Below are 11,888 nucleotides of genomic sequence, written 5' to 3'. Positions count from 1 at the left end.
CTAGCAGTCATTCTGCTTTATCAATAAATAACCGCTACCAAACCATCAATGAGAAACCTTAATATTTTAGGCTTTAGTCATTTAACCCTAAAACATCCTGCATGTTATATTGTCCAACTTCTTGCTTAATCACCCAAGTTGCCGCACGTACCGCACCAGCGGCAAAGGTCATGCGCGCTCGGGCACGATGGGTAATTTCAACCACTTCACCGTCAGCGATAAACATTACGGTATGATCACCGATGATTTCACCGCCGCGTATCGCATGAATGCCAATACTGCCAGCTTCGCGCTCGCCCGTTTGCCCTTCGCGGCCATAAATGGCAACGTCTTTTAAGTTCTGTCCGCGCGCTTCTGCAACCGCCTCTGCCATCATATAAGCCGTGCCCGATGGTGCGTCGATTTTGTGTTTATGATGGGCTTCGATAACTTCTACATCGGCATCATTGCCAAAGGCTTTTGCGGCCATAGCGAGCAGCTTTAAGGACAAATTAACGCCCGTTGAATAATTACCCGCATAGACGATAGCGATTTGCTTACTGGCTTCTTTTAATACTTGCTCTTGTTGCTCATTAAAACCTGTGGTGCCAATCACCATCGCAACTTTATTCGCAGCGCAGATTTGCATATTTTGCTCGGTCGCATCCGGCAAACTAAAATCAATCAGCACATCAATGTCATTAATAACGGCTTTTAAATCATCGACAATTTGTACCTCTAGGCGGCCAATCGCTGCAACTTCGCCAGCATCGGCGCCGACAAGGCTTGAGCCTTGACGTTCAATCGCGGCATTTAGCGTGGTTTGTGGGTTGTCCTGTACGGCTTCGATAAGCATACGTCCCATACGTCCGCCAGCACCGATGACACCAACGTTAATAGTTTGCTCTTCTGTTTGTTGACTCATATCTTGTCCTAAATGTTTTATTTTCGATAGATTGGTTATTAAATTTATGAGGATAAGTTTAGCAAATATAATGGTTAAATGGTTTTTTATAGCATCAGCAAAAAGGCCTATCGTTTCACGTGAAACAATAGGCCTTAAAATGACTTAAACAGTAGGGCTTAGCTATCTATCTATCAATCAAACAAATCACCAATCTTTTTAAAGAATGACTTTTTATGGGGAGACTGCTGATGCTTGCTGTCACCATCAAGTGTATCTTGGAATTGACGTAATAAGTCTTTTTGCTCGCGCGTTAGATTCACTGGCGTCTCGATGACCACACGACAAATCAAATCGCCCTTCATCGTCGTACGTACTGGCGTCACACCTTTACCGCGCACACGCAGCAGTTTGCCACTTTGCGTCCCTTCAGCGACCTTGATTTTGACTTTGCCGTCTAGGGTTGGGATTTCGACTTCTTTACCGAGTGCCGCATCAGTAATGCTCACTGGCACGTCCATATAGAGGTCAGCGCCTTGACGGTTAAAGACGTCGTGCGGTTTCACACGTACTTCAACGTATAAGTCACCGTTTTGCACGCCAGCGCCGCCCGCTTCGCCTTCACCTGCTAGGCGGACACGGTCACCATCGTCAACGCCCGCTGGGATAGACACTTCAAGCGTGCGCGATTTATCTTTTACGCCGCTGCCATGACAGTCAGAGCAAGGGTTTTTAATCTGTTTACCAGAGCCGCCACACTGCGGACACGTCTGCTGCACGGCAAAAAAGCCTTGCTGCATACGCACTTGGCCTTGACCATGACACATCTGACAAGTGACCACATCAGAAGCGTCTTTTGCACCCTTACCATCGCAGGTATCACACGGCGCAGGTGCCGTAAAGCTGATTTCTTTTTTACAGCCACGCACCGCTTCTTCTAAGGTCAGCTCAATCACATAGCGTAAGTCTGAACCGCGGCGCGAACGGCTACCGCCGCCACGTGATTGGCCAAAAATATCACCAAAGTTGCCAAAAATATCGCCAAAGATATCTTGGAAGTTGCCACCGCCGCCAAAACCGCCGCCGCCCATGCCGTTTTCAAACGCCGCGTGCCCCATGCGATCATAGGCTGAGCGCTTGTCTTCATCGCTCAATACTTCATAAGCCATCGACGCTTCTTTAAATTTGTCTTCAGCATCAGGATCATCAGAATTGCGGTCAGGATGGTATTTCATGGCCAGCTTGCGGTAAGCTCGCTTAATTTCCTTGCTGTCGGCGGTTTTACTGACACCTAATACTTCATAAAAATCGCGCTTACTCATGGGCTCTCCTATCGTCTTCACAGTCCACCGGTCGGCCGATTCATCAACCCGAGTCAATCTTCTCCTTTATACTACCCGCAAACGCTTAAAGGTTTCACATGAAACGTGGTAAATAGGTTGCAAAAAGAGGATAACTTATGAATCTTGCCAGCGAATACGGCGGGATGCTGCTTAACCAAATCAATTATTAAAAGTTTGCGCTATTTATGGAGATGATGGCGGGATTTATCAAGCACTGAGGCGTCTAAATTATAAATTATGAGGCTGTAGATGCCCTAAAAAAGGATTTATTAAGAATTGCACAAAGGTTTCCATACCTTTATCAGATGTAGGCATGCTAATATTTAGCGCAATATTGATATATATAAATACTGTTTTAATTTTTTAACCATTAGATTTGCGCTAAGGTCGTATTTTTATGAAAAAGCTGATTGTTTTGTTGATTGTCATTGCCGTCGCTATTTATGGCGGTTCGCCTTATTACAGCGCTTATCAGCTTAAAAATGCCTATGATGCCAAAGATGGTGCAACGATCGCAGCGGCGATTGATTATGAGCAGGTGCGACCCAGTATTCAAAATCAGCTGACCAGTCAGTTTGCAGTGACCATGACCAAATACCCATTGGTCGCCGAACTTGGCGGCGCACCATTAACCGAAGCGGCCAATGGTTTTATCACTCAAGCGGTCGATGGCGCTATTACCCCGCAAAATATTGAAAAATTGATTAACACCCAAGGTCAAGCCAATACCGCGACCAAGGAGCTTGCCGCAGCATGGGCGATTGCTAGTAATCAAGTCGATCTTAAAAACCTGATTCAAAATTTAATCATTCAGCGCGGCGACGTCAATGCCGTAGTCAAAAACCAAATGCAGCAAATCATGCAAAAGCAAGCGGCCGAGCTTGAGCAACAAGCGGCGCAAGGTACGGATAGTGACAAGCCAAAACTGGCTTATTGCGGGATTAACTGCTTTACCATTAGCGGTCAGGTGAAAGGTTATCCGCTGACTATTGAGATGCAGCGCGATGGTTTGATAAACTGGAAAATCGTCGATATTGTTTTGCCGCAATAGCTGTCACTGAGATAGACGGATAGAATCAATCGTTAAGCACCATTAAAAACTGCCCTATGGACATCGCTCATAGGGCAGTTTTTAACGGTTACTTTCTATGTTATAGATTTTTTAATAATCAGAGCTATTAATAAACAAACTTCCTAATCATTTATTCTACACCCAAGAACTCTAAAAACTCTGGGGTCTCAAAGCTGGCTTGATAAAGGACACCGTCTTCGCGGTAAATAGCCGGCGTTGCCATGACCGCAAGCCCTGCTGATTTTTCACGGTTAGGCGTTACATAATCGGCTTTACAGCTGGCTGGTGCCGGCGTCATTTTACCTTGTAGCATTGCTTTATCAAAAGCTGTGCGGCGGCTGTCCTCACTGCCCTGACACCAGATAGCGCGCATCTGCTCAGGCGACTTTTCATAGATTGGATAACCGATGGTTTTTACCGTCACGCCTTTGGCATTGAGCATGGGTAGCTGCTGATGGAGACGGCGACAATAAGGACAATTGACGTCATTAGCGACATAAATAACCGCTTTCTCAGGGCTGGTGGCAGGATAAGTAATCAATTGGCTGTGGTCTAAGGTTGCAAATACCGACTGATTTTTAAGGCGCTCAAAGTTGCTATCAAGCCCGATAAACTGACCGTTTTCAATCACTGATATCTCACCATCGGTGATATATTGCCCATCGTCTGATAATAGAAATGGCACACCTTCTAGCGTCGCACCCCAAATGATTCCCGGCACGGCAGTATAAAAGAACGGCGTTTTAGTACTCATGTTTTTAAGCGCGCCCATATTTGCCAATAGGTCAGATTTTAGGCTGGCACTGACGGGCTTGCCCACTTGCAAGCTGCTGCTACGCGCTGGTGTTTCTGTGACGACGCGTTTGCTTGGATTCTTTTGTAGCTCGCCTTGGATGACATACTTGCCCTCTTTGGTGATATGCAGCGGCGGCTGGCCTGCCAAATTCACTTGATACATATTGGGCAATTTAGAGGGCACAATAGAAGTGATTTGCGTTTTGATACCAGCTTGGCTCAGCAGTTGGCGTAATTGACTATCGACAGCTTTGCTCACACTGCTAGACGCTTGCGTACTTTGTATACTTGCACTATTTTGCGGCGCTTGGTTGACATTATTTTTGATAGTGTCAGTGGCGCTTTGCTGCGCACAAGCGGTGGTGGTCAATAATATGACACTCATTAAGCTGGCGGATTTTAACAGAGAGAATTTCACAGAAGACTGTCCTAATGATTTTTAATAGCAATACTTTAAAAATGCTCATTATTAATAAAGCTGACTATATTATGTAAAAATATAGATTAAAAAAGATAGGCAGACTTTAGCACAAGGGCAGTTTTTGCAAAGTTTAAAAGCCTCAATTTTGCAAAATTGCTACTTAGCTTTAAGAGATAGGCAACACAGACAGTAGCCAAGGAGTATAACGGTAAACAGTGGACATTAAAAAAGCAGCGCACTTTTTCGTGGCTGCTTTTTTGTAGAAAATTTTGATGACTGTTTAAGATGCAGCAGAGCCTAATTTTAGAATTTAGCGACTTCTTCCGGCGTTAAGAAACGACTGTCACCTTTCTCCAAACCGTCTAAGGTAATATGACCAATGCTGGCGCGATGCAGCTCGGTGACCCGATTACCAAAATAGCCCATCATACGTTTTACTTGATGGTATTTACCCTGCTCCAGGGTCAAGCGTGCATGGGTTTCATCGATAAACTCAAGGGTAGCAGGCTTAGTTTCTTCATGATCGCCTTCGAGCAAGATACCTTCAGCCACTTCTTTGACGGCATTGGCTTGCGCGTCGCTGTCCATGGGACTTGCTAATGTGAGCTCGTATATTTTGGCATGCTCATGTTTAGGGCTGGTCACGCGGTGCAACCAGCTGCCATCGTCACTGATAAGTAGGGCGCCCGTGGTATCGACATCGAGGCGTCCTGCAATACGCAAGCTGCCAAGCTCAGGTACAGCGATTAGCTCGGTAACGATAGGATATTCTTTGGCTTTTAAAGAGCATTCAAAGCCTTCGGGTTTGTGGAGCAAGATATAGCGATTGCCAGTCGCAACCGACAATGGCTCGCCCGCCCACAGTACTTCATCGTTGACGATATTGACATGCAGCCCTGGATCTTTGACCACCGCATCATTTACCGTCACTTCACCGGCGTGCAAAATCCGCTTTGATTCTTTGCGCGACAGCTCAGTGGCTTTACTTATAAATTTATCTAGACGCATACGCTTGACTACCATTCGTTTTATACTACCAACCTCGTATTAAAAGCCAACCATACAAGCACGGCTCTCGCGCTTGTCCGCTGTCTTAAACAGTGAGAAGTGGTACTATAATAAAAAATTAAATGAACACTGCGCCCAATACGGCAGGCAGTGAAAGTTAAGTAAGTTTACCATATCCAACTTAGACCTGATGAAATATGAGTTATCAAACGCTAAAACATGCGGTCAGCGCGCGCTTAGACATTAAAAAGTCTGAGTTTATTGCCTACGCCTATCCTGTAACCTCGCGCGAGCAAGCTATGTTTCACGTGGAACAGCTACGCGTGCAATATGCCGATGCGCGTCATCACTGCTGGGCGTATATCATTGGCGACCCTAATAACACCACCAGCGCAGGCTTTGACGACGATGGCGAACCAAATGGTACCGCAGGACGACCGATATTAAACGTCTTACAGCATAAATCTATCGGCAACGTCATTATTATCGTGGTGCGTTATTTTGGCGGTATCAAACTCGGTGCAGGCGGTCTAACTCGCGCTTATGCAGGTTCTGCGCAGGCGGCCGTCGATGAAATGGTACTGCTCCCGTACGTGCCGATGGCGCAAGTACAAATAATCGCTGAGTTTGCCACCGAAGCGCAGTGTCGCTACGTGGTTGAGGACTTGGACGGGCATATTGATGATGTGACTTATAGTAAACAAGTGACCTTGACCGTAACGCTTGCTGAAGCAGATATCGATCACTTGAAAGAGCGGCTGGCGATGGATGGGCGTGTCTTAGAGTCGCGATAATTGATAAGTATGTATGCAGAGCCATTTTTCTTAGTTCTTCTTAATGGTAGTTCTAGATGAATTGCTTTGAGTGACCATACGTTCACTGAGCGTTCACTGAAAAGCATTGGTTTTAGCAACCGCCGTCGGTATGATAAGGCATTGATTGTTAAAGACGATTTTAACGATCATTCATATAACCATTAAATAAGAAACCTTTATGCCAACATCGAAACCACATAAAACCTTTACCCCTGCCCCATTTAAACCGCCATTTTGGTTAAGCAATCCACACTTACAAAGCATTTTACCCAAATTTTTTGCCCCTAAAACGCCGACTTACCGCCGCGTGGTCGAAAAAGACTCGCTGGATGAAAGCGATATTGCCTATGACTTTTATGATGCGCATCCTATAGACGCCGATTTTATAAACTCAGCAGGTAATGGCGAGCTTGAGCAAACCCCATTAATCGTATTGTTTCACGGTATGGAAGGCAGTAGCGACAGTCATTATGCGCGCGCGTTGGCCTATCAGATGCATGCGCAAGGATGGCACTTTGTCGTCGCTCACTTTCGTAGCTGCGGCGGTATTCCGGCGAGCGGTCGCGTCTTTTATAACGCCGGTGACACCGGCGAGCTGCATCATATGCTTGAGAACTTGCGCAAAAATTTTGCCCATATCTATGCGGTAGGTGTGTCCTTAGGCGGTAATGCACTGGCAAAATATATGGGCGAATATGGCGACAAAGCACTCTGTGACGGCGCGGCGGTTATTTCAGCACCTGTCGATATGTCGTCGGCGGCGCTTAGTATGCACAGCTTTTTGAGTCACCGTATTTATACGCCGTATCTGCTGAATCCCATTATCAAAAAAGCCTTGGCGAATGACATTACTAAAGATGAGATTGACTCTATCAAAGCCGTCAATCGTATCAGTGACTTTGATGATATCTTTACCGCTCCGCGTCATGGCTACCGCTCTAATAACCATTATTATCACGCTTCATCGGCGCTGCCTTATTTGATAAAAGTAACCAAACCTTTATTATTAATCAGCGCTAAAGACGACCCTTTCCTTGGGTTTACCGCCACGCCAAACGACGTCTCCGATACTGTCACGCTTTTAGAAACTGAGCATGGCGGGCACGTGGGCTTTATTCGTTATAACGTCGATAAAGACAAATCGACGCATCTTTATAAACAATCAAGATTTGATATCAACTGGTTACCCGAAACGGTCAGCGCTTATTTTGAGTCTATTGGCGTGCCGTCTAACCATTGATAATGACATTTGCCACTCTGCCAAACTTTACTTTTTTTACTTAACCTCCACCTCTTTGAGATTGCGCCATGTATCCATTTATTCGTTATACCAGCACCATCGCTCGCGCCGCGCTACAAGTAAAAAAGGGCAATACCTTAACGTTTAAAGATACCAGCGAGATTAGCTTTCGCTGTCGTCTGACCGACATTGATAATTTCTTGGAGATGAATAATGGTCGCGTGCTGACCCTTTTTGATATGGGGCGTACCGATTTTGCGGTACGGAGCGGACTTGGTACACAGCTCTTAAAACAGCGTTGGGGTTTGGTGGTCGCTGGCAGTACCATCCAATATCGCAAACGCATTCGCGCCTTCGATAAAGTCACCATGAAAACTCGTATCGTCGGCTTCGATGAGCGCTGGATATATATTGAGCAGTCGATGTGGGTCAAAGGCAAGCCTTGCTCCTCTGCCCTACTGCGAACTGGCGTCACCGAAGGCGGCAAAGTGATCGAAACCTCGCGTGTCTTAGCGGCGCTAAATCAAGCAGATTGGGAGCTAGCGCCGAGTGGTTACGTGGCAGAATGGATTATCAGTGATGCCGACCGTCCGTGGCCGCCAGTGGGTTAGGATACGATTGTTCGATAAGCGCCTTACGGTCATCAGTGGTGATGACGTGGTTGGGTTATTGATGAATGCCAAAGGGTTTTTGCAGTTGAATTAAGCAGTAAGTAAGTTTAAAGAAATGGGTCAGTTTTTTCGGTCATCGCCTTGATGATTTAAAAAGCTGACCTTTTTTTATCAATTAGTGAGTACTAATCTTAAAAAACATTGGTTTCATAATAAAAATCCACTACTTTTATTGCATAACTAAATACACATTCTCTAACACGCGTATCCCTCAGCTTTGTTAAAGTAAGTCATGCAAATTTTTTCATAACATAACAAGGACGCCCGTCATGACCTTACTAAATACCTTTGATTTAACCTACCCTATCGTACAAGCGCCGATGGCAGGAGCAACCACGCCTGAGCTGGCAGCGACAGTAAGTAATTTTGGTGGACTGGGGTCATTGGGAGGCGGGACGACGGCGCCAACGGTTTTAAATGAGCATATTAATACCCTTAAATCACTGACTGATCGCCCTTTTATGATCAATTTAATGGTGTTATCCGAGCACGATTCTAATACCTTGGATAGCGAGATTCCTGCTTGGTTAAACGATTATTATAAAAAAAACAACATAGATATGGCGTTACCTAAACGTCCCGCATTTAATTTTTCTGAGCAACTTCAAGTCCTTTATGACAATCCCGTGCCTGTCGCTAGCTTTACTTTTGGTATTATCAGCGCCGAGCAGGTGCAGGGTTTAAAGGATTTGGGTACACGCGTCATTGGTACTGCCAATCATCCGTTGGAAGCGAAAGCATGGGCAGATATTGGCGTCGATGCGGTCTGTATTCAGGGCTCGGAAGCGGGCGGCCATCGCGGTGGTTGGTTGCCACAAAGCGCGAGCGATCCATTGGGTTTACTGACACTGATTAGTCAAACGCGTGCTTGCACCGATATTCCTTTGATTGCAGCGGGCGGCATTATGACGGGGCAAGCGATTAAAGCGGTGCAAACCGCTGGCGCTGAGCTGGCGCAAATAGGCACGGCGTTTTTGACCACCGATACATGCGCTATTAATGATACGTATAAACAAGCGCTACTCGATGCCAGTCTGGGTAAGCGCAGTAGCGAAACACGTTTGACGCGACTGTTTTCAGGTAAGCAAGCACGCGGATTGTTAAATGACTATTTGCGCGATTTTGGTCAATTTGAGAGCGCGCATGAGTTACCGCCCTACCCACAATTAAATGCCATGACCAAAAACTTGCGTGCCCATGCGAAAAATAACCTCAATGCCGAACATCAGTCTTTATGGGCAGGACAAGGGGTCGCGTTGGTCAGACAAGAAAGTACGCTTGAATTGCTCGAGCGACTAGTAAAAGATTTATAACTTAAACGACTTCATTAAAATCTTATAGACAATAAAAGAAACACCAGAGCATCTGATGTTTCTTTTTTATTTTAAAATAAATACTTTTAACCAATTCCTAACGCTGTGCGTCTACTATACTTCTAAACGCTTTGTAATCGTCTGCCGTTTGTTCCACCGCCTCGATCATCGGTACATGACCAATTTCTGGCATCATAATCACCTGCGCTTGCGGGATGATTTTTTTTATGAGATTGACCGTTTCAGGTTTGATGATCTGATCTTTATCACCCCAAACGACGAGCGTTGGGATTTTATATTGGGCAATGATTTTGGCGCGCTCTTCGACATTATCGGTGACGATTTGCTCGAGGATTTTGGCGTCCAGCTCTTTATTTTTGATACGTTCTTGGGCAAACACCGCTTTGACCGATTTTGGCAAATATGGCGGCTTATACATGACAAAATCATACATTTTGTAGAAGTCTTCATTGCTATTAATCAACAGCGGATTATTCTCTAATGTTGCGCCTTCTAATGATTTAGGAATGCCAGCTGACCAAAAACCTGCGCTATCGACGAGCCATAGGCTTTTGACGTCTTTAGGATATTTTGTTGCGTAAGCTACACTGATAGCGCCGCCCATCGAGTTGCCGCCGACATGAATATTGGACGCTAAGCCTTTGGCTTGCAGCAACTCATGTAAGCGCGTCGCTTGCGCCTCCGAGCGATAATCAGCGCTCATCGGTTTGCTCGACTCACCAAAACCAAGCAAATCAGGAATGATCAAATGGTAACCTTCTAACTGACGCGCGATACGGGTAAAGTTATCTTTATTACCGCCAAAGCCATGAATGAGTAATAACGGCTCGCCAGCCACGTTGCCGTTTTCGGCATAGACCATCTTATCGCCAGAGGCCAATGTCAGCGCTTTGATTTCTAAATCAGACTTATTACGCTCGTATTGAATAATCTTTTGCGTGGTATTGACCGCTAATTGATTGGGCGCGGTGGTACAACCGACTATAGAAAGACTAAAAAGCGCGGCAAGAGCTAGGCGTTTTAAGAGCATCGAAACATCCTTGTTATAGTTATTAGAGAAAAAAGTTAAAGGCGGTTAAATCGCAATCTTAACATAAGACTATTAAAGGCTAGTTTATTTAGTCAACAATTTATCGATGTAATCGGTAGCCTTGTCGTATCTATCATCATAGTTGCCGCTGATAATTTGATAGCGCACCCCAAACTCATTTAATAAAGATTTTAGAAATTGATTGTTTTTATCGCGAACTTGCACTTCACCAAAAGACCTCAAGCCGTCACCGACCCACTCAATATCTGTTTCCAAAAACAACCACAAGTCATAATCTTGTAGTTCGGCGATTTCATCAAGTACACTTTGTCTTATGCCCAGATAAGCCATCGAAAAAAACTGGGTCGTAATTGCTTCTGTATCCACGAAATACACCTTGTTTGCCGTCTTTCTAGCTTGCCTCTCATGATATTTATGTTCATAAGCAATCTGGGGAAAATCTTCAAGCAAGACAATTTCAGCGTTTATTTCCTCATAAAACTTGCGCCCTGCTTCTTCGACATAGCAAGTGTCGTAACGATGGGCTAAATTTTTTGCTAATGTAGTTTTTCCCGTACTTTCTGTACCAACGATAACGACACTTTTGACAAAACAAGGCTTTACCGCGTCGGGCAACATATCCCAATACTCAATCGCGCCGTCACGACGTAGCTGGCTTGCGGATATAGGATAAAGCTTACGGTCGGCGTCGATGACAATATGCTTTGTTTTAGGATATAAGTCATCGAAGTAATCACTATAACTTGGTTCAGAACTAAAAATAAAATCAATGGGCTTGCGTATTAATGCTTTAATCCTATCAGCGCAGCTTTGCCAGTCAGGCTCAGCGTTAGCATGAGCTTGGGAATAAGCATTAGTACCAACATCGATATGAGTATCAGCATTTTTCTTAATATTGGTTTCTTCTATTGCATAGACGTGTACATTATCCAGCTCTTTAGTAATTTCATGCCACCAACGCAGTCTTTGCTCCACCGCTATCGGGGCGATTTTACTTTTATGAAAATAAACCTCACGTTCAAACATCACGTTATAAGTCACTATGAGGTAAAGCTTATCGACCATAGCTGCCGCTTTGCGCATCGCATGCACATGCCCTTTATGTACTATTAAGAACTTGCCACCAAACATACCTATCGTTTCTTTTTTCATATTGTCATTGTTTACTCTCGATTAGCTTTAGTACTACTACTGCCTATTAATACATTATATAAAAAAACGTTACCAGTCTAACCAAGATAGCACAGACAAGGTC

Annotated in this window: 12 protein-coding genes; 6 read left to right on the top strand and 6 right to left on the bottom strand. The window is 44.9% G+C overall.

The window, feature by feature from the left end; translation table 11 throughout:
- Positions 1-73: 73 nt before the first annotated feature.
- Positions 74-904, bottom strand: a complete 831-nt coding sequence (gene dapB, locus AB8P72_RS00185) for a 4-hydroxy-tetrahydrodipicolinate reductase (protein ID WP_144297327.1) — start codon at positions 902-904, stop codon at positions 74-76.
- 173 nt (positions 905-1,077) lie between these two features.
- Positions 1,078-2,205: a molecular chaperone DnaJ gene (gene dnaJ, locus AB8P72_RS00180; protein WP_201589898.1), complete on the bottom strand. Its 1,128-nt coding sequence runs from the start codon at positions 2,203-2,205 to the stop codon at positions 1,078-1,080.
- A 418-nt stretch (positions 2,206-2,623) separates the two neighbouring features.
- Between dnaJ and AB8P72_RS00175 the strand changes: the two genes are divergently transcribed.
- Positions 2,624-3,277, top strand: coding sequence for a DUF2939 domain-containing protein (locus tag AB8P72_RS00175; protein WP_305935954.1), 654 nt, complete (start codon positions 2,624-2,626; stop codon positions 3,275-3,277).
- Positions 3,278-3,428: 151 nt separating this feature from the next.
- Here the strand turns inward: AB8P72_RS00175 and AB8P72_RS00170 are convergent, their stop codons facing one another.
- Positions 3,429-4,511 (bottom strand): disulfide isomerase DsbC N-terminal domain-containing protein, encoded by a 1,083-nt coding sequence (locus AB8P72_RS00170; protein ID WP_305935955.1) that lies wholly within the window; start codon positions 4,509-4,511, stop codon positions 3,429-3,431.
- A gap of 306 nt (positions 4,512-4,817) precedes the next feature.
- The gene (locus AB8P72_RS00165; protein WP_305935956.1) at positions 4,818-5,522 is read right to left on the bottom strand and encodes a pseudouridine synthase; all 705 of its coding nucleotides are present in this window, start codon (positions 5,520-5,522) and stop codon (positions 4,818-4,820) included.
- A 197-nt stretch (positions 5,523-5,719) separates the two neighbouring features.
- Between AB8P72_RS00165 and AB8P72_RS00160 the strand changes: the two genes are divergently transcribed.
- The 5 genes from AB8P72_RS00160 to AB8P72_RS00140 all read left to right on the top strand — a co-directional run bounded on the left by AB8P72_RS00160 (position 5,720) and on the right by AB8P72_RS00140 (position 9,561).
- Positions 5,720-6,316 (top strand): YigZ family protein, encoded by a 597-nt coding sequence (locus AB8P72_RS00160; protein ID WP_305935957.1) that lies wholly within the window; start codon positions 5,720-5,722, stop codon positions 6,314-6,316.
- A 199-nt stretch (positions 6,317-6,515) separates the two neighbouring features.
- Positions 6,516-7,577 (top strand): YheT family hydrolase, encoded by a 1,062-nt coding sequence (locus AB8P72_RS00155; protein ID WP_200663004.1) that lies wholly within the window; start codon positions 6,516-6,518, stop codon positions 7,575-7,577.
- 68 nt (positions 7,578-7,645) lie between these two features.
- Positions 7,646-8,188: an acyl-CoA thioesterase gene (locus tag AB8P72_RS00150; RefSeq protein WP_144297333.1), complete on the top strand. Its 543-nt coding sequence runs from the start codon at positions 7,646-7,648 to the stop codon at positions 8,186-8,188.
- On the top strand, positions 8,157-8,282 hold the full coding sequence (locus AB8P72_RS00145) for a hypothetical protein (protein WP_369958302.1): 126 nt from the start codon (positions 8,157-8,159) through the stop codon (positions 8,280-8,282). The genes AB8P72_RS00150 and AB8P72_RS00145 overlap by 32 nt, the downstream gene beginning before the upstream one ends.
- Before the next feature lie 235 nt (positions 8,283-8,517).
- The gene (locus AB8P72_RS00140; protein ID WP_369957872.1) at positions 8,518-9,561 is read left to right on the top strand and encodes an NAD(P)H-dependent flavin oxidoreductase; all 1,044 of its coding nucleotides are present in this window, start codon (positions 8,518-8,520) and stop codon (positions 9,559-9,561) included.
- 97 nt (positions 9,562-9,658) lie between these two features.
- Here the strand turns inward: AB8P72_RS00140 and AB8P72_RS00135 are convergent, their stop codons facing one another.
- Together AB8P72_RS00135 and nadR are read right to left on the bottom strand one after the other, a co-directional pair.
- Positions 9,659-10,612 (bottom strand): alpha/beta hydrolase, encoded by a 954-nt coding sequence (locus tag AB8P72_RS00135; protein WP_305935960.1) that lies wholly within the window; start codon positions 10,610-10,612, stop codon positions 9,659-9,661.
- 84 nt (positions 10,613-10,696) lie between these two features.
- Entirely contained in the window at positions 10,697-11,785 is a 1,089-nt protein-coding gene (nadR, locus tag AB8P72_RS00130; RefSeq protein ID WP_289051027.1) for a multifunctional transcriptional regulator/nicotinamide-nucleotide adenylyltransferase/ribosylnicotinamide kinase NadR, read from the bottom strand.
- Between the last annotated feature and the right edge of the window lie 103 nt (positions 11,786-11,888).

This window comes from Psychrobacter sp. CLB018, assembly GCF_041222815.1.
Lineage (GTDB): Bacteria > Pseudomonadota > Gammaproteobacteria > Pseudomonadales > Moraxellaceae > Psychrobacter > Psychrobacter faecalis.
Note: the sequence above shows the minus strand (reverse complement) of the source record. Positions and strands in the feature narration are given on the sequence as shown.

What these genes read in the sequence shown, in the direction of transcription:
- AB8P72_RS00135 (WP_305935960.1), bottom strand. Translation starts at nt 10,612, where the DNA reads ATGCTCTTAAAACGCCTAGCTCTTGCCGCGCTTTTTAGTCTTTCTATA.
- AB8P72_RS00175 (WP_305935954.1), top strand. Translation starts at nt 2,624, where the DNA reads ATGAAAAAGCTGATTGTTTTGTTGATTGTCATTGCCGTCGCTATTTAT.
- AB8P72_RS00145 (WP_369958302.1), top strand. Translation starts at nt 8,157, where the DNA reads ATGCCGACCGTCCGTGGCCGCCAGTGGGTTAGGATACGATTGTTCGAT.
- dnaJ (WP_201589898.1), bottom strand. Translation starts at nt 2,205, where the DNA reads ATGAGTAAGCGCGATTTTTATGAAGTATTAGGTGTCAGTAAAACCGCC.
- AB8P72_RS00165 (WP_305935956.1), bottom strand. Translation starts at nt 5,522, where the DNA reads ATGCGTCTAGATAAATTTATAAGTAAAGCCACTGAGCTGTCGCGCAAA.
- AB8P72_RS00140 (WP_369957872.1), top strand. Translation starts at nt 8,518, where the DNA reads ATGACCTTACTAAATACCTTTGATTTAACCTACCCTATCGTACAAGCG.
- AB8P72_RS00150 (WP_144297333.1), top strand. Translation starts at nt 7,646, where the DNA reads ATGTATCCATTTATTCGTTATACCAGCACCATCGCTCGCGCCGCGCTA.
- dapB (WP_144297327.1), bottom strand. Translation starts at nt 904, where the DNA reads ATGAGTCAACAAACAGAAGAGCAAACTATTAACGTTGGTGTCATCGGT.
- AB8P72_RS00155 (WP_200663004.1), top strand. Translation starts at nt 6,516, where the DNA reads ATGCCAACATCGAAACCACATAAAACCTTTACCCCTGCCCCATTTAAA.
- nadR (WP_289051027.1), bottom strand. Translation starts at nt 11,785, where the DNA reads ATGAAAAAAGAAACGATAGGTATGTTTGGTGGCAAGTTCTTAATAGTA.
- AB8P72_RS00160 (WP_305935957.1), top strand. Translation starts at nt 5,720, where the DNA reads ATGAGTTATCAAACGCTAAAACATGCGGTCAGCGCGCGCTTAGACATT.